This is a genomic window from Actinomadura bangladeshensis (genome assembly GCF_004348335.1).
In the GTDB taxonomy this organism is placed as follows: Bacteria; Actinomycetota; Actinomycetes; order Streptosporangiales; family Streptosporangiaceae; genus Spirillospora; species Spirillospora bangladeshensis.
Map to the genome: position 1 here is coordinate 24,159 of NZ_SMJW01000005.1, position 17,944 is coordinate 42,102.

A 17,944-nucleotide genomic window follows, 5' to 3' on the forward strand; every position below is an offset into this window, starting at 1 on the left:
GCGCCGGGCGCGAATGACCCTAGGCCGGATCTCGACGCGGGCGGCCTAGACAGAAGGCATGACTGAGGACCACCGAGCCGGCGGGGGGCGTCCGCTGCCGATCGCGCTGCTGATCCCGGGCCAGGGAGCGCAGCGCCCGCGGATGGCCGCGTCCCTGTACGGAACCGACGCGGGCTTCACCCGCACGATGGACGAGGCGTTCGCGCTCATGGGCCCGCGCGGCCCGCACCTGCGCGCGCAGTGGCTCGCCGAGCGGCCGTCGCCGGAGTTCGACGACGTCACGGTGGCGCAGCCGCTGCTGTACGCGGTCGGGTACGCGCTGGGGCGCGCGATGGCGGACCGCCACGGGCCGCCCGGCGCGCTGCTCGGGCACTCCGCCGGGGAGATGGTCGCCGGCGCGCTCGCCGGGGTCTTCGACTTCGCCGACGGCATGCGCCTGATGATGGCGCGGCTGCCGGCGCTGGCCGCGACCGAGCCGGGCGGGATGCTCGCGGTGGCGGCCTCGGTCCGGGAGGTGGAGCCCCTGCTCGGCGGGGACGTGCACCTCGCGGCCGTCAACGCGCCCCGGCAGCTGCTGCTCGCCGGGGCGGAGGAGCCGCTCGGCCGCGCCATGTCCCGGCTGAAGGCGGACGGGAGGACGGTGCGGCGCGTCCCGGCGCGGCAGGCGTTCCACAGCCCGCTCGTGGCGGCGGCGTCGGACCGGGCCGGGGACGGGTGGGCCGGCGTCGCGCTGCGGCCGCCGTCCGTCCCGCTGTACTCGGCCTACGACGCCGCCCCGCTCACCGCGGAGCGGGCGTGCGACCCGGCCTTCTGGATCGGGCAGCCCGCCCGGACCGTCCACTTCGCCCGCGCGCTGGACCGGCTCCTTGACGACGGCGACCACCTGCTGCTGGAGACCGGACCGGGGCAGAGCCTCACGATGCTCGCCCGCCGCCACCCCCGCGTCCTGGCCGGGCGCAGCCGGGTGCTCGGGACGACGGAGGAGCTGGTACCGCAATGAGCACGCCCATCGCCGTCATCGGCATGTCCGCCCGCGTCCCCGGGGGACCGGGCCTGGAGGAGTTCTGGTCGCTGCTGTGCCGCGGCGGCGAGGCGATCCGCCCGGCGCCGGAGGGACGCGCCAGCGGCCCCGGCGGCTTCCTCGACGAGGTGGACGGCTTCGACGCCGCCTTCTTCGGCGTCCCGCGGGCGGAGGCCGCCGAACTCGACCCGCAGCAGCGCCTGATGCTCGAACTCGCCTGGGAGGCGCTGGAGGACGCCCGCGTCCTGCCCGCGTCGCTGCGCGGAGGCCGGACGGGCGTGTTCGTGGGCGCGATGGCCGACGACTACGGACTCCTCCAGGCCCGGGACGCCGCCGCCGAGGCGTCGCCCTTCACGCTGACCGGAACGCGGCGCGGCTTCATCTCCGGACGCGTCTCCCACGTGTTCGGCCTGCGCGGCCCCAGCGTCACCGTCGACACGGCCCAGTCGTCGTCCCTGGTGGCGGTCTACCAGGCGGCGCAGAGCCTGCGGGACGGCGACTGCGAGCTGGCCGTCGCGGGCGGCGTGCAGGTGAACCTCGCGGAGGAGAGCCACGAGGCGCTCCGGGAACTCGGCGCGCTGTCGCCGGACGGGCGGTGCCGTCCGCTGGACGCGGGCGCCAACGGCTTCGTCCGCGGCGAGGGCGGCGGCGCGGTGGTGCTCAAGCCGCTCGACGCGGCGCTGCGGGACGGCGACCGCGTGCACTGCGTGATCCTCGGCGGCGCGGTCAACAACGACGGCGCCACGCCCGGGCTGACCGCCCCCAGCCGGGACGCGCAGGAGGAGGTCCTGCGGCTCGCCTGCGAACGGTCCGGCGTCGATCCGGGCGCGGTCCAGTACGTCGAGCTGCACGGCACGGGAACGCGGCGGGGCGACCCGGTGGAGGCGGCCGCGCTGGGCCGGGTGCTCGGCGCGGCCCGCCCGCCGGGGGACCCGCTGCTGGTCGGCTCGGTGAAGCCGAACATCGGCCACCTGGAGGGCGCGGCCGGCATCGCCGGCCTCATCAAGACCGCCGCCGGGATGGCGCGCGGGCGGCTCCCCGCGACGCCGAACTTCGCCGAGCCCAACCCCGAGATCGACCTCGCGGGCCTGAACCTGCGGGTCTGCGACCGTGCCGGCGACTGGCCGGACGGGGACCGCGTCGCGGGCGTCTCGGCGTTCGGCCTCGGCGGCTCCAACTGCCATCTCGTCCTCGCGGGGCCGCCCGGCGAGGACTCCGGAGCGGCCCCCGACGCGGCCCCCGACGCGGCCACCGGGCCCGTCCCCTGGGTGGTGAGCGGACGCTCGGAGCGGGCACTGCGCGCCCAGGCCGGGCGCCTCGCCGACCTGGCCGCGACACGACCGGACGAGCGGGACGCCGGCTTCTCCCTCGCGGTCTCGCGGACGGCGTTCGAGCACGGCGCCGTCGTCACCGGCGACCACCTGGAGGGGCTGCGGGAGCTGGCGGCGGGCCGCGACGCGCCCGGAGTGGTCCGGGTCAGGAGGCGCGACGGCCGCACCGCCCTGCTGTTCCCGGGGCAGGGGGTGCAGCACCCGGGCATGGGCTGCCGCCTCTACGAGACGTATCCGGCGTTCGCGCGGGCGCTCGACGAGGTCGGCGCCGCGCTGGAACCGGCGATCGGCGCACCGGTCATCGAGGTGCTGCGCGCCGGCCGGCTGGACGGCCAGGAGCTGCTGCAGCCGGCCGTGTTCGCCGTCGAGACGGCGCTCTTCCGGCTGCTGGAGTCGTGGGGCGTCCGGCCGGACGCCGTCGCGGGCCACTCGCTCGGGGAGATCACCGCGGCGCACGTCGCCGGGGCGCTTCCCCTCGGCGACGCGGCGGAGTTCGTCGCGGCGCGGGGGCGGCTGTTCGAGCGGCTGCCGGCCGGCGCGGCGGTCGCGGTGGAGGCGGGCGAGGACGAGGCCCGCGCCGTCCTCGCGGACCGGCCGGGCCGCGCCGGCGTCGCCGCCGTCAACGGCCCCCGGTCCGTGGTGATCGCGGGGGACGAGGCGGTCGTGGCGGCGGCGGCCGAGCACTTCGCCGGGTCCGGGCGGCGCACCAAGCGGCTGCGCATCGGCCGGGCCGTCCACTCGCCGCTCGTCGGGCCGATCCTGGACGAGCTGCGCGCCGTCGCCGCCGGGCTGGACTGGCGGCGCCCGTCCGGCGGGCCGGCGATCGTCTCCTCGGTGACGGGCGCCGAGCTGGACGCCGGGCGGCTCGCGGACCCCGGGCACTGGGCCGGCAACGCCCGCCGGACCGTCCGGTTCGGCGACGCCCTCCGGGCGCTGCACGCGCTGGGCGCGCGGCGGTTCGTCGAGGCCGGTCCCGGCACCGCGCTGACCGACCTGCTCCCGGCGAACGTCGCCGACCCCGCCGTGACCGCGCTGCCCTGCCTGCCCGGCGGGCGGGACGAGGCGGAGGGCGCCGCGGCGGCCCTGGCCGGGATCCACCTCGCCGGCGGCGAGGCGGACTGGCGCGCCTTCTTCGGGCCGGACGCCCGCCTGACCGACCTGCCGACCTACGCGTTCCAGCGCGACCGCCACTGGTTCGGCGCCGTCCCGGACGAGACGGCGCCGCCCGCCGCCGGGACCGACACCCGGCGGCTGGTCGCCGAGACCCTCGAACAGGCCCTCGGGACGGGCGCGGCCGCCGACCCCGGCGTGCCGTTCCGGGAACTGGGCGTCGACTCGCGGATGTCCGTCGTGATCCGCGACCGGCTGTCGGCCGCGCTCGGCCGCGATCTGCCCGGCTCCCTGCTCTTCGACCACCCCACCGCCGCGGAGCTCGCGGACGCCCTGCGGCAAGAGCCCGGCGCCCGGACGGCCACGCCCGCACCCGCGCCCGCCCGCGAACGCCGCGAGAGCGATGACGACATCGCGATCGTCGCGATGAGCTGCCGCTACCCGGGCGGCGTCCGCTCGCCCGAGGACCTCTGGCGGCTGGTGGACACCGGGACCGACGCGATCGGGCCGTTCCCGGACGACCGCGGCTGGGACCTCGGCGAGCTGTCCGGCGTCCCGGCCCTGGGCGGGTTCCTCGGCGGCGCCGCCGAGTTCGACGCCGCGTTCTTCGGGATCTCGCCGCGCGAGGCCGCCGGGATCGACCCGCAGCAGCGGCTGCTGCTGGAGACCGCGTGGGAGGCGTGCGAGCGGGCCGGGCTCGGCCGCGACGCGCTGCGCGGCAGCCGCACCGGCGTCTTCGTCGGCGCCACCGCGCAGGAGTACGGCCCGCGCCTCGCCGAACCCGAGGACGGCACGCGCGGCCACCGGCTCACCGGTACCACGCCCAGCGTCGCCTCGGGCCGCATCGCCTACGTCCTCGGGCTGCGCGGCCCCGCCGTCACCGTGGACACCGCGTGCTCGGCGTCCCTGGTCAGCGTGCACATGGCGGCGCAGGCGATCCGGCAGGGCGAATGCGACACGGCGCTCGCGGGCGGCGTCACCGTGCTGGCGACGCCCGGCATGTTCCTGGACTTCGGGCGCCAGCAGGGGCTCGCCTCCGACGGCCGCTGCAAGGCGTTCTCCGCCGACGCGGACGGCACCGCCTGGGCCGAGGGCGCCGGGCTGGCCGTGCTGCAGCGGCTGGGCGACGCGCGGCGGGAGGGGCGTCCGGTCCTGGCCGTCCTGCGCGGCAGCGCCGTCAACCAGGACGGGGCCAGCAACGGGCTCACCGCGCCGAACGGCACCGCCCAGGAGCAGGTCATCCGGGACGCGCTGGACCGCGCCGGGATCGGCCCCGCCGGCGTGGACGCGATCGAGGCGCACGGCACGGGGACCGCGCTGGGCGACCCCGTCGAGGCCGGCGCGCTGGCCCGCACCTACGGTGCCGCCCGCGCGGCGGACGACCCGGTCCGGCTGGGCTCGCTCAAGTCCAACATCGGGCACGCCCAGGCGGCGGCGGGCATCGGCGGCCTGATCAAGATGGTGGAGGCGCTGCGCGCCGGGCGGCTGCCCCGCACGCTGCACGTCCGCGAGCCGTCCGGGCACGTCGACTGGGCCGGGAGCGGCCTGGCCCTGCTCACCGACCCGGTGCCGTGGCCGCGCGCGGACCGCCCGCGGCGGGCCGCCGTCTCCTCGTTCGGGATCAGCGGGACCAACGCGCACGTCATCGTCGAGGAGGCCCCGGCACCGCCCGGCGGAGAGCCGGACGGCCCGGGTCCCGTTCCGCTGCCGCTGTCGGCCCGCACCGGCACGGCGCTTCGCGCGCAGGCCGAACAGGCCCGCGCGTTCCTGGCCGGGCACCCGGAGGCGCGGCCCGCCGACATCGCCCGGACGCTGGCGGCCCGCACGCCGATGCGGTGGCGCGCCGTCGTCGTCGGCGACGACCGCGACGACCTCATGGCCGGTCTGCGGACCCTGGCGGACGGGGCCGGTGCGCCGGCGGCCGTGCGCGGCTACCGGTCGCCCGCGGTCGTCCGGGCCGAGGCGGGGGACGCCTCCGAGCCGGTGTTCGTGTTCCCCGGGCAGGGCGCGCAGTGGCGCGGCATGGCCCTCGACCTGCTGCGCGAGTCCCCGGTGTTCCGCGAGCGGATGGCCGAGTGCGAGCGGGCGCTGTCGGCCCACTGCGGCTGGTCGCTGCGGGACGTGCTGGAGAACGACCCGATGGACCGGGTGGACGTCGTCCAGCCGGCGCTGTTCGCCGTGATGGTGTCGCTCGCCCGGCTGTGGGAGTCGGCCGGTGTCCGCCCGGCGGCGGTGGTCGGGCACTCGCAGGGCGAGATCGCGGCCGCCTGCGTGTCCGGGGCCCTGTCCCTGGACGACGCCGCCAGGGTGGCGTGCCTGCGCAGCCGCGCGCTGCGGAAGGTCGCGGGCAGCGGGGGCATGGCCTCGGTGCCGCTCCCGGCGGACGCGATCGAGCTGCCCGGCCGGGTGTGGACGGCGGCGGTGAACGGGCCGTCCTCGACCGTCGTCGCCGGGGACGCCGACGCCCTCGACGACCTCGTCACCCGGCTCCAGGGCGAGGGCGTCGACGCGCGGCGCGTGGACGTCGACTACGCCTCGCACACGCAGGCCATGGAACCGATGCGCGACCCGCTGCTCGCCGACCTCGCCGGGCTCGACCCGGCCGACCCTGCCGTCCCGCTGTGGTCGACGCTGACCGGCGGGCCGCTCGACCGGCCGATGGACGAGCGCTACTGGTTCGACAACATCCGCGGCACCGTGCGGTTCCAGGACGCGGTGGACGCGCTGATCGACGCCGGCCATACCCGGTTCGTCGAGGTGAGCCCGCATCCGGTGCTGACCCGCGCGATCACCGGGACGGCGGGCGACCGCGACGTGACGGTCCTCGGCACGCTGCGCCGGGACGCAGGCGGGCTCGCGCAGTTCCTCACCGGCGTCGCCGCCGCCTACGCCGACGGCATGCCGGTGGACTGGGCCGCGTTCGCTCCCGAGGGCCGGATCGTGCCGATGCCGACCTACCCGTTCGAGCGCCGGCGCTACTGGCTGTCCGCCGGGTCCTCGGGCGCGGCCGGCCTCGCGGGCGCGGCGAAGGCCGGGCACCCGCTGCTGGACGCCGAGGTGGAGCTGCCCGGCGGCGGCGTCCTGCGCACCGGGCGGCTGTCCGTCGCGCGGCACCCGTGGCTCGCCGGCCACGAGGTCGCGGGGGAGATCCTGCTGCCCGGCACGGCCCAGGTCGAGATGGCCTGTGCGGCGGGCGCCCGGACCGGCCGCCCCTGCCTGCGCGAACTGGTGCTGGAACGCCCGCTGCCGATCCCCGCCGACGGAGAAGTCGAGGTCCGCCTGCTGGCCGGCGCGGACCGGTCGGTCGTCATCGAGTCCCGCCCCCGCGACGCCGGCGACTGGACCCGGCACGCCACCGGGACCCTGGAGGACGGCGCCGGATCCCTGCCGGCGGCGCCCGCCGGGACGTGGCCGCCGCCCGGCGCGGAGCCTCTGCCGCTGGACGGCGCCTACGACCGGCTCGCCGAACGCGGCTACGGCTACGGCCCCGCCTTCCGCGGCCTGCGCCGCGCCTGGCGGGACGGCGACGACCTCTACGCCGAGGTCGGCACCGACCAGGACCGGGGCGCGCACCGCGTCCACCCCGCGCTGCTGGACGCCGCCCTCCACCCGCTGCTCCTGCCCGGCGAAGGACCCCCGGAGGTTCCGTTCGCCTGGAAGGGCGTCTCCTGCGAGCCCGCCGCCGCCTCGTCGCTCCGCGTGCGGCTGACCCGGGACGGCGGCGGGACGGCGCGGCTGGAGGCCGCCGACGACGAAGGCCGCGCGGTCGCCGTCGTCGAGTCGCTCGAACTGCGCCCGCTCGCCGGCGCCGCCCCCGGCGGCCTCTACGAAACGGCATGGCGTGAGCTGACCGGCGAACCGGACGGCGCACCACCCGAGGCGCACATCGTGCCCGTCTGCGACTTGGACGGACCCATGCCGGACGACGCCCACAGCGCGGCACGAGCCGTCCTCGACGAACTCCAGAGCATCCCGGACTCCGACACCGTCGCCGTCGTCACCAGGAACGCGCAACGCGTCCTCCCCGGCGACGACGTCGCCGGCCTGGCGCAGGCGGCGGTGACCGGGCTCGTGCGCTCCGCCCGCTCCGAACGCCCGGGCCGCCTCGTCCTGATCGACGGCGACGGCGACCGGCGCTCCGAAGAGGCGCTGACCAGGGCTCTCGCGACCGGAGAAGCCGAGCTGGCCGTCCGGCGCGGCCGCCTGTACGTCCCCCGGCTGGCCCGGCCCGGCGACGACGGGCTCGTCCCGCCGGACGAGGGCCCCTGGCGGCTGGACGTCACCCGCCGGGGCTCGCTGGACGACCTGGCGCTCGTCCCCGCCCCCGAGTCCGGGCGGCCGCTCGGCGAGGGCGAGGTCCGTATCGCCGTCCGCGCCTCCGGACTCAACTTCCGGGACGTCGCCGTCGCGCTGCGCCTGGTCGGCACCGAGCGGACCATGGGCGGCGAAGGGGCAGGGATCGTCACCGAGACCGGCTCCGGCGTCACGGCGCTGCGGCCTGGGGACCGGGTGGCGGGCGTGTTCGAACGCTCCCACGGGCCCGTCGCGATCGCCGACGCCCGCAAGGTCGTCCCCATGCCGCCGGGCTGGACGTTCGCCCGCGCCGCGTCGGTGCCCATCGTCTTCGCCACCGCCTATCAGTGCCTGGTCGAGATCGCGGAGCTGGGCCCCGGCGAGAGCGTGCTGATCCACGCGGCGACCGGCGGCGTGGGGCTGGCGGCCCTCCGGCTCGCCCGGCACCTGGGCGCCGAGGTGTACGCCACGGCGAGCCCGCCCAAGCAGCACGTCCTGCGCGAGCTGGGCCTCGACGACGACCACATCGCCTCGTCCCGCGACCTGGAGTTCGAGGAGCGGTTCCAGGGGCGGATCGACGTCGTCCTCAACTCGCTGGCCCGCGAGACCGTGGACGCCTCGCTGCGCGTCCTGCGCCCCGGCGGCCGCTTCGTGGAGATCGGCAAGACCGACGTCCGCGACCCCGCAGCCGTGCGGGCCGCGCATCCCGAGGTCCGGTACGCCGTGTACGACCTGCTCAGCGTCGAACCCGAGCGGGTCGGCGAGGTCCTGCGGGCCGTGCTCGCCCTGCACGACGACGGTGCGCTGGGGCCCCTGCCGCTCCACACCTACGACATACGGCGGGCCCCCGAGGCGCTGCGGACCCTGCGGCACGCCGAGCACATCGGCAAGCTCGTCCTGACCGTCCCGCCGCCCGCTCCCTTCGGCCCCCGCGGAACGGTGCTCATCACCGGGGGGACGGGAAGGCTCGGCGCCCTCCTGGCGCGGCACCTCGTCCGCGAGCACGGCGTGCGCAGGCTCGTCCTGGCGAGCCGCCGGGGACGCGCCGCCGACGGCGTCCCGGAGCTGGAGGCGGAGCTGACCGGCCTCGGCGCCGAGGCCGCCTTCCCGGCCTGCGACACCGCCGACCGGGACGCGCTGGCCCGCCTCCTCGCCGAGCACGCGCCGACCGCCGTGGTGCACGCCGCCGGCGCCCTGGACGACGGGCTCGCCGCGACGCTGACCGGTGAGCGCGTGGACGGCGTCCTGCGCCCCAAGGCGGATGCCGCCTGGCACCTGCACGACCTGACCCGGGACATGGACCTGGACGCGTTCGTCATGTTCTCCTCGGCGGTCGGCGTGCTCGGCGCCCCCGGGCAGTCCAACTACGCCGCCGCCAACACCTGGCTGGACGCCCTCGCGGGCCACCGGCGCGCCCGGGGCCTGCCCGCCGTCTCGCTCTCCTGGGGCCTCTGGGAGGAGCGCGGCGGCATGACCGGGCACCTGTCCGGCGAGCAGGTCGGCCGGCTGCGCCGCACCGGGATCGCGCCGCTGGCCGCCGCACGCGCCCTCGACCTGTTCGACGCGGCGCTGCGGTCGCCGCGCGAGCACCTCGTCCCGATGGACCTGGACGTCCGCGACGTGCGACCGGGCACGGTCCCGATGCTCGCCGACGCCGTCCGCCCCGCCCCGGAGCCGGCCGAGGACGGCGAGGTTTCCGGCACCGGTCTCGCCGGGCGCCTGCGCGGCGCCTCCGGCGAGGACCTGGAGCGCGTCCTGACCGCGGCCGTGTGCGACACCGCCGGGGAGATCCTCGGGTACCCCGAGCCCGGCGCCGTCGGACCGGACGACGCGTTCAAGGAACTCGGCTTCGACTCCCTGCTCAGCGTCGACCTGCGCAACCGCGTCAACCGCGAGCTCGGGATCGAGCTGCCGACCACCGCGGTCATGGACAATCCGACCCCCGCCGACCTGGCCGGGGTCATCCGGGCGGCGCTGCCGCCCGGTGACGGTACCGCCGAGCGGAAGGAGAACGACGATGAGTGAGCAGCGCGACCGGCACGCCTTCGTGAGCGGGGCGACCAGCGGCATCGGCCGCGCGGTCGCCGAGCGGCTGGCGGGGGAGGGCGCGCGGGTGTTCATCTGCGCCCGCGACGGCGAGGCCGTCGCCCGCACGATCAAGGAGCTGCGGGACGCCGGCGGCGACGTGGACGGCACCGCCTGCGACGTGCGCGACGCGGACCAGGTCCGGTCGCTGGTCGAGGAGGCCAACGCCGCCGGCCCGGTCAACGTCCTGGTCAACAACGTCGGGCGGGGCGGCGGCGGCCAGACCGCGCAGATCCCCGACGAACTGTGGGACGACGTCATCGCCACCAACCTGACCAGCGTCTTCCGTGTGACGCGCGCGTTCCTGGCGTCCGGGCTGAAGGACGCCGGGTGGGGGCGCATCATCAACATCGCGTCCACGGCGGGCAAGCAGGGCGTCGTCCTGGGCGCGCCGTACTCGGCGTCCAAGCACGGCGTCGTCGGCTTCACCAAGGCGCTCGGCCTGGAGCTGGCCAAGAGCGGCGTCACCGTGAACGCCGTCTGCCCCGGCTACGTCGAGACGCCCATGGCGCAGACCATCCGGCGCGGCTACGCCGACTACTGGGACGTCACCGAGGGCGAGGTGCTGGCCCGCTTCGAGGCCAAGATCCCGCTCGGCCGCTACACGGCGCCCCGCGAGGTCGCCGCGATGGTCTCCTACCTGGCCGGCCCGGACACCGGGGCGGTCACCGCCCAGGCGATGAACGTGTGCGGCGGCCTGGGCAATTTCTGAGGACCCGCAACTTCCGAGGACCCGCGACTTCTGAGGAGTTCCGATGACCGTAGGAGAGGACACCGCGCCGGCGACCCGGCACACCGAGCACGCCACCCGGATCAAGGCCCCGCCGGACGCGGTCTACCGGATCGTGGCGGACGTGACGACCTGGCCGGTGCACTTCCCGCCGACCGTGCGCGCCGTCCGGCTCTCCGGCGACGACCGCGCGGAGCGCATCCGGATCTGGGCGCTCGCCAACGGCGCGCTGCGCACCTGGGTGTCCGAGCGCGCCCTGGACCCGGGCGCGCGGACCGTCGAGTTCGCGCAGGCCGAGCCGAGCGCCCCGGTGGCCGCGATGCGCGGGACCTGGCGGATCGAGCCCGACGGGGACGGCGGCTCCCGCGTCGTCCTGGTCCACGACTACGCCGCCGTGGACGGCGACCCCGGCGCCCTCGCGCTCATCGACCGGGCCGTCGACGCCAACAGCGGCGCGGAGCTGGACGCGCTCAGGCGCGCGGCCGAGACTGCGACCGAGAGCGGGGCCGACACCGGCCTGTTCCTGGAGTTCAGCGACGGCGAGACCGTCCACGGGCCGCTGGAGGCGGCCTACGACTTCGTCAACGAGTGCGACCGGTGGCCCGAGCGGCTCCCGCACGTGCTGCGCGTCGCCCTGACCGAGGACGAGCCCGGCCTCCAGTTCATGGAGATGGACACGCGGTCGCCCGACGGGTCGGCGCACACCACCGCCTCCGGGCGGGTGTGCGTGCCGGGCGAGCGCATCGTCTACAAGCAGACCACCACGCCGCCCGTCATGCGGACCCACAACGGCGAGTGGCTGTTCGAGCCCGCCGGGGACGGCGCGGTCCGCGTCACGTCCCGGCACACGGTGGTCATCGACCCGGAGGCGCTGCCCGGGGCCGCCGGCGGGATGGACCTGCCGGCGGTGCGGCAGAAGATCCGCGAGACGCTCGGCGCCAACAGCAGGGCGACCCTGCGCGCGGCCAAGCGGTACGCGGAGGACGAGAGGAGCGGAAGATGAGGGAACTGACACTGGACGGCCTCAAGGACGCGCTGCGCGCCGCGGCGGGTGAGGCGGAGACCCTGGAGGACGGTTCGGCCGACCTGCTGGAGGTGCCGTTCTCCGACCTCGGCTACGACTCGCTCGCCGTCATGGAGACCACCGCGCAGGTGGAGCGCATGTTCGGCGTCGAACTGCCCGAGGAGGAGACCGCGGAACTGAAGACGCCCCGCGAATACCTGGAGTTCGTCAACGCCAGGCTCGGGCAGACCGTGTAAGGACGGAAACGGCGAAAGAGCCGGCGGCCCATGCGGGTCGCCGGCTCTTTTCGGCGCGTTTTCCTGGGCGTTTTTACGGACGTTCAGGAAACGCTTGTTCGGGATGTACCGTCAGGACATCCCATCGACCCGGACGACCCGTTCCCGGATCAGCCAGGAATCGCCGTCCGGGACCAGCACGTCCTCGCAGGTGGTGCTGGAATGCAGTGCGGTCCCGTTCTCCTTGTCCGACTGGAGCACCAGGGCGTAGCTGATCACCCGGACGGTCCCGTCCTCGGGGACGATGCGGCTCATGCCGAGCCAGTGCCGCCGGACGATCCCCGCCTCCGCGAGCTTGTCGGCGACCGCCCGGGACGCCGACCGGATCCGGTCGCGGCCGCGGACGGGCTCGGGGTGGCCCTGGGCGTCGAACACGCCGTCGGAGGTGAAGGCGTCCGCCCACTCCTCGACCCTTCCGGCGTCGAGGAGCTGCATGTGCCAGGCGTAGAAGTCGTCGATGGCGGCCCGCAGCTCGGCGGGCGCGATGGTGGTCGGCACGGGTGCTTCCCTTCGGTGAGTCGGATTCCGGTCAGTGGACGGGCTGCGCGGACGGCAGCCCGGTGCGCCGCGGCGGCCGGGGCCCCGGCACGGCCCGCTTCACCGCGCCGGGCCCGGCGGGCGCGGCCGCCCTGCCCTCGGTGCAGGCCAGCGGCGTCCTCGGCTGCTCGCCCTGCAGGACGGCGGTGTGCACCTCGCTCAGCTCGGGGGACGGGCTGAGCCCGAGGTCCTCGGCCAGGATGTGCCGGGCCGCGTGGAACGCCTCCAGGGCGTCGTAGCGGCGGCCGGAGCGCGCCAGCGCGCACACCAGGAGGGTGTGGTACCACTCGTCGTACGGCTTCAGCGCGACCAGCGACCGCAGCTCGCCGATGAGCTCGCGGTGCCGGCCGAGCCGCAGGTCGGCCTCGATGCGCAGGTTCAGCGCGTGGGCGCGGTGCTCGTCCAGCGCCGCGGCGTGGCTCTCCAGCACCCGGCCCAGCTCGACGTTGGCCATCGGCGGGCCCGTCCACAGGTCGAGCGCGCGGCACAGCGGATCCACGGCGTCGGCGGCGCGGCCGTCCTGCAGCAGCGCGCGGCCCTCGGCGAGCAGCCGGTCGAACCGGCTGAGGTCGAGTTGCTCGGGCGCGACCCGCAGCAGGTAGCCGGGCGGGCGGGTGAGCAGGACGTCCTCGTCCCCCGCCGGGGCGGCGCCGGCGGTCAGCCAGCGCCGGATCTGGTACACGTACGTCTGAGCGGTGCGGGCCGCGCTGCGCGGCGGGTCGTCCCCCCACAGCTCCTCGATGATCGTGTCGAGTGGCACGACGCGACCACCGCGCACCAGCAGCAGCGCGAGCGTGTTCAGCACGCGCGGCGCGGTCGGTGCGAACGCGGATCCGCCGCCCGCGACCTCCAGCGGGCCGAGCAGCTTGAAGTGGAGCATACGAGTTTCGACCTCCGTGGATCTGGTCGTGGTCGTTCATGACATTCGCCGCTTTTAGCCGTGCAGGCGCGCTCTAAGCGCCGCATCGTCGTTCGGTGCGGCGCGGGGTCCCCGAACGTCCACCGCCGGGTGCGCCTTTCGGTCGGCGGGGGGTGTCGAAAGGAGTACTCCGCGGTCTGGGCGAACGCGTTTCCCGCGACCGCCGCCGGTTATCAAGCGCGACGTCAGAGAACCCCCTCGTCGACCGAAGAGGAGTGACCTCGGTGACGACAGAAATGACGGTTGCCGAGAAGGGCACGTCGGAGCGGCTCGGGCTCGTTCTCGCCGTCTGCTGCGCCGGCCAGTTCCTGGTGGTGCTGGACGCCTCGGTGATGAACGTCGCGCTTCCCTCCATCCAGACCGCGCTGCACTTCCAGACCGGCTCACTGCAATGGATCATCAACGCGTACACGATCGTGTTCGCGGGATTCCTGCTGCTCGGCGGGCGGCTCGCCGACATCTACGGGCGCCGCCGGGTGTTCTTCGGCGGCATCGGCGTGTTCACGCTCGCGAGCCTGGCCGGCGGCCTGGCCTGGAACCCGGCCTCGCTGCTGGCCGCGCGGGGCGCGCAGGGCCTCGGCGCGGCGATCATGGCGCCGGCGACGCTGACCGTCCTCGGCACCACCTTCACCGACCGGGAGCGGCGCGCCCGCGCGTTCGGGCTCTGGGGCGCGGTCGCCGCCGGCGGCGGGGCGATCGGCGCCCTGGTCGGCGGAGCCATCACCGAGTGGCTGTCCTGGCGCTGGATCCTGCTCGTCAACGTCCCCGTCGGCGTCCTGCTGACGGCGGGCGCGGCGTACGCGGTCACCGAGTCCCGCAAGGACGACGGCGACCGCCGGATGGACCTGCCCGGCGCCCTCGCCATCACGGCCGGGCTGATCCTGCTCGTGTACGGGATCGTCCGGTCCGAGAAGGAGGGCTGGGGCTCGCCGCAGATCATCGTGAGCCTGGGCCTCGCCGTCGTCCTGCTGGCCCTGTTCGCGGTGAACGAGGCCCGCCGCCGCGAGAGCCACCCGCTGGTGCCGCTCGGCATCTTCCGCAACCGCTCGGTCACGGCGGCCAACCTGGTCGCGTTCACCAGCACCGCCGCCCTGTGGGGGACGTTCTTCCTGTTCACGCTGCTGCTCCAGCTCGTGCTCGGCTACAGCCCGCTGGAGACCGGGTTCGCGTACCTGCCGCTGTCGCTCGGCATCGTCGTGGCCGCGCGCGGCATCGCCCCGCTGGTGCCGAAGACCGGCCCGCGCCCGCTGCTGGTCGCCGGGCTGCTGCTGTCGGCGGCCGGCCTCGCCTGGCTGTCGCGCGCCGGAGCGGACGCCGGCTTCCTCGCCGACCTGTTCGGGCCGACGCTGGTCCTCGGCATCGGCCAGGGGCTGGTGTCGGCGTCCATGACCGTCGCGGGCACCTCGGAGGTCGGCTACCGCGAGCAGGGCCTGGTGTCCGGGCTGCTCAACACCAGCCGCCAGGTCGGCGGCGCGCTCGGGCTCGGCATCCTCGCGGTCGTGGCCGCCGCGCACACCTCCGCCGTCGCGCACGGCGGGCACGCCACCGAGCGGGCGCTCGCCGCGGGCTTCGACCGCGCCCTGCTGGTCTCGGCGCTGTTCCCGCTGCTGGGGGTCGCCGCGGCCCTCGCCGTCCCGAAGGTCCGGCCCGACCAGGAGCGGGACGCGCGCGGCTGAGCCCTCTCGACAGCATCCCGACAGGACGTCGACGGACGCGGGCGAGAGTGGGCCCCATGGATGCGAGCCAGCGAGCGACCCCGGTCGCGGTCCCTCCCGTCCGCAAGTCCGTCGACGTCCCCGTGCCGGTGGAGCGCGCCTTCGCGCACTTCACCGGGCGGCCGACCGAGTGGTGGCCGGAGAGCCACGCACTGGTCGCCGCCCGGGAGAGGGTGGTCTTCGAGCCGCGCGCGGGCGGCCGCTGGTACGAGCGCTCCGCCGACGGCCGCGAGCTCGACTGGGGCCGCGTGCTGGCCTGGGAGCCGCCGCACCGCCTCGTGCTGACGTGGCGCATCGACGGCGACTTCCGACCCATCGGCGACGACGAGCGGGCCAGCCGCGTCGAGGTGACCTTCACCCCGGACGGGCCCGGGTCGACCCGCGTGGAACTGGCGCATGTGGAGCTGGCGCGGCACGGCCGCGGCGCCGCGCGCGTCCGCGCGGCCATCGACGGCCCGAGCCCCGGCGACACGCTCGCCCGGTTCGCCGCCGCCCTCACCTCAGGAGGCGACCATGCCTGACCGCGAATGCCCCTACGAGCACGAGCAGCAGAACGAGGCGCGCGGTGCGCCCTTCCCCTGGCGCCGGCCCGGCCCGTTCGCCCCGCCCGACCGGCACGGCGAGTGCCGCGCGCGGCCCGGCCTCACCCGGGTCCCGCGCTCCGCCGGCGAACCGACCTGGGTCGTCACCCGGTACGCTGAGGTCCGGGAGGCGCTGAACGACGAACGGCTCGGCAACGACCGGGGCCACCCCGGGTTCCCCGCCCCGTTCCCGATCCCCGAGGACTTCACGCTCAACTCGTCCCTGCTCGGCATGGACCCGCCCCGGCACACCGACTACCGCAAGCGGGTCGCCAAGGACTTCACCGTCCGGCGCGTCAAGCTGCTGCGGCCCCGCGTCGAGGAGATCGTCGGCAGGCAGACCAGCGCGCTGCTGGAGGCGGGCCCGCCGGGGGACCTGCTCGCCGGCCTCGCGCTGCCGGTCACCATCTCGGTGATCATGGAGCTGCTCGGGATCCCCCCGAAGGACAAGGACTTCCTGCACGTCCGCACCCGCACCATGTTCGGCGGGACGGCCACGGCCGCCGAGCGCAAGGAGGCCGTCAACCAGCTGGACGCCTACTTCCGCGCCCTCGTCGCGGCCAAGTACGACGCGCCCGGCGACGACCTGGTCTCCAAGCTCACCGGCGCCTTCCCGCGCGAGGACGACTTCGACGAGCTGGTCCACCTGACGCGGCTGCTGTTCAACGGCGGGCACGAGAGCACCGCCAGCATGATCGCGCTCGGCACGCTGGCGCTGCTGTGCCACCCCGAGCAGCTCGACCTGCTGCGCGGCGACCCCGACCTCGCGCCGTCCGCCGTCGAGGAACTGCTGCGCTACCTCAGCGTCACCGACCTCACCACGGCGCGCGTCGCGCGGACCGGCCTGACGATCTCCGGCACCGAGGTGCGGGAGGGCGAGGGCGTCTTCCCGCTCACCGCCGCCGCCAACCGGGACCCCGAGGCGTTCGACCGCCCCGACGAGCTCGACATCACCCGCGGGTCCCGCAAGCACCTGGCGTTCGGCCACGGCCGGCACCTCTGCCTCGGGTCCGAGCTGGCCCGGCTGGAGCTGGAGGTCGTCTTCCGCACGCTCTACCGCCGGCTGCCCGAGCTGCGGCTCGCCGTCCCGTTCGAGGAGCTGTCCTTCAAGGACGGCGGGCTGGTGTACGGCGTCGAGACGCTGCCCGTGACCTGGTGACCCGGCTGGAGTGATGAACCCATGACCATGACCACCACCGACGAGCGGACGGCCCTCGACGCCGCCGTGCGGGCCGCCGCCGAGCACGCCGGAGAAGCCGACCGCACCGGGCGGCTGGACGGCGCGGCGGTCGCCGCCGTGGCCGCGACCCCCCTGCCCCGGCACTTCACGCCCGCCCGCTGGGGCGGCGCGGAGTCCACGTTCCACGAGCTGACCGGCGCGGTCGCCCGGATCGGCGAGGCGTGCGCGTCCACCGCCTGGTGCGCCGCGATGTTCGCCTACACCGGCCGGTTCGCCGCGCATCTGCCGATCGACGGGCAGCGCGACCTGTGGGACGGCACGCCGGGCGCGCTGCTCGTCCCCGGCCTGGTGCCCGCCGGGTCCGCCGAGGAGACCGAGGGCGGTTTCCTGCTGCGCGGACGCTGGCGCTATGTCAGCGGCGTCGAGTTCGCCGACTGGGCGCTCATCGCCGGACCCGCGCCGGGCGGCATCGAGCCGCGCTTCTTCGCGGTGCCCAGCGCCGACTTCACCTTCGAGCGGACCTGGGACGCGGTCGGCATGCGCGCCACCGGCAGCCACACCCTCATCGTGGACGAGGTCTTCGTGCCCGCCCACCGGACGGTGCTGTTCAAGGAGGTGATGGGCGGCCTCAACCAGACCTCGCAGGCACCGCAGCACAACGTCCCGCTGCCCGCGGTCGGCGGCCTGACCTGCATCACCGCGCTGCTCGGCGCGGCGCGCGGCGCGCTGGCCGCCGCGACCCGCACGGCCGCCGCCAAACGCGCGGCGGCCCCGCCCGCCGCCGCGCCGCGCACCGGGGGGCCGCCGCCCGCCGGCGACGCGGCCTCGCTGGACATCGCGACGTCCGCCGCGCGGATCGAGGCGGCCGGGCTGCTGGTCGACCGGGTCGTGTCGGCGCTGGACGCCGGCGAGGGCCGGGCCCGCGCGTTCGAGAACGCCAACCGCGCCTCCTACGCGGCGTCCCTGCTGGTGGAGGCGGTCAACACGCTGATGAGGTCGGCGGGCACCGCCGCGCAGGACCGCGGCGACCCGCTGCAGCGCTGCTGGCGGGACGTCACCGTCGGCTGCTCGCACGCCGCGCTGCGCCCCGAACGCGCCGCGCCCGGCTTCGTCGAGGCGCTCGCCGAGCGCGTCCGGACCTGA

Annotated in this window: 11 protein-coding genes; 9 read left to right on the forward strand and 2 right to left on the reverse strand. The window is 76.1% G+C overall.

From position 1 onward, the window contains the following. Positions 1 to 58 precede the first annotated feature (58 nt). From E1284_RS02210 to E1284_RS02230, 5 genes are read left to right on the forward strand one after another with little or no spacing between them, the layout of a single operon-like run. On the forward strand, positions 59 to 1,000 hold the full coding sequence (locus tag E1284_RS02210) for an acyltransferase domain-containing protein (RefSeq protein WP_131936467.1): 942 nt from the start codon (positions 59 to 61) through the stop codon (positions 998 to 1,000). Continuing rightward, positions 997 to 9,780 carry a type I polyketide synthase gene (locus E1284_RS02215; protein ID WP_131936469.1) on the forward strand — a complete coding sequence of 2,928 codons (8,784 nt, stop codon included), beginning with the start codon at positions 997 to 999 and terminating at the stop codon, positions 9,778 to 9,780. The genes E1284_RS02210 and E1284_RS02215 overlap by 4 nt, the downstream gene beginning before the upstream one ends. After that, entirely contained in the window at positions 9,773 to 10,552 is a 780-nt protein-coding gene (locus E1284_RS02220) for an SDR family NAD(P)-dependent oxidoreductase (RefSeq protein ID WP_131936471.1), read from the forward strand. Before E1284_RS02215 ends, E1284_RS02220 begins: the two co-directional genes overlap by 8 nt. Before the next feature lie 43 nt (positions 10,553 to 10,595). Further along, positions 10,596 to 11,573 (forward strand): aromatase/cyclase, encoded by a 978-nt coding sequence (locus E1284_RS02225; RefSeq protein ID WP_131936473.1) that lies wholly within the window; start codon positions 10,596 to 10,598, stop codon positions 11,571 to 11,573. Then, on the forward strand, positions 11,570 to 11,830 hold the full coding sequence (locus tag E1284_RS02230) for an acyl carrier protein (RefSeq protein WP_131936475.1): 261 nt from the start codon (positions 11,570 to 11,572) through the stop codon (positions 11,828 to 11,830). The genes E1284_RS02225 and E1284_RS02230 overlap by 4 nt, the downstream gene beginning before the upstream one ends. 111 nt (positions 11,831 to 11,941) lie before the next feature. Here the strand turns inward: E1284_RS02230 and E1284_RS02235 are convergent, their stop codons facing one another. Next, on the reverse strand, positions 11,942 to 12,367 hold the full coding sequence (locus E1284_RS02235; RefSeq protein ID WP_207923512.1) for a nuclear transport factor 2 family protein: 426 nt from the start codon (positions 12,365 to 12,367) through the stop codon (positions 11,942 to 11,944). 31 nt (positions 12,368 to 12,398) lie between these two features. After that, positions 12,399 to 13,286, reverse strand: a complete 888-nt coding sequence (locus E1284_RS02240; protein ID WP_131936477.1) for an AfsR/SARP family transcriptional regulator — start codon at positions 13,284 to 13,286, stop codon at positions 12,399 to 12,401. Positions 13,287 to 13,549: 263 nt separating this feature from the next. On the opposite strand from E1284_RS02240, the gene E1284_RS02245 reads away from it, so the two are divergent. Genes E1284_RS02245 through E1284_RS02260 form a run of 4 tightly spaced genes read left to right on the forward strand, consistent with a single transcriptional unit; the run spans position 13,550 to position 17,944 of the window. Continuing rightward, positions 13,550 to 15,001, forward strand: coding sequence for an MFS transporter (locus tag E1284_RS02245; RefSeq protein ID WP_131936479.1), 1,452 nt, complete (start codon positions 13,550 to 13,552; stop codon positions 14,999 to 15,001). Between the two features lie 56 nt (positions 15,002 to 15,057). Further along, positions 15,058 to 15,561 carry an SRPBCC family protein gene (locus tag E1284_RS02250; protein ID WP_131936481.1) on the forward strand — a complete coding sequence of 168 codons (504 nt, stop codon included), beginning with the start codon at positions 15,058 to 15,060 and terminating at the stop codon, positions 15,559 to 15,561. Then, the gene (locus tag E1284_RS02255) at positions 15,554 to 16,780 is read left to right on the forward strand and encodes a cytochrome P450 (protein ID WP_165965093.1); all 1,227 of its coding nucleotides are present in this window, start codon (positions 15,554 to 15,556) and stop codon (positions 16,778 to 16,780) included. The genes E1284_RS02250 and E1284_RS02255 overlap by 8 nt, the downstream gene beginning before the upstream one ends. Before the next feature lie 21 nt (positions 16,781 to 16,801). Then, positions 16,802 to 17,944: an acyl-CoA dehydrogenase family protein gene (locus tag E1284_RS02260; protein WP_131936485.1), complete on the forward strand. Its 1,143-nt coding sequence runs from the start codon at positions 16,802 to 16,804 to the stop codon at positions 17,942 to 17,944.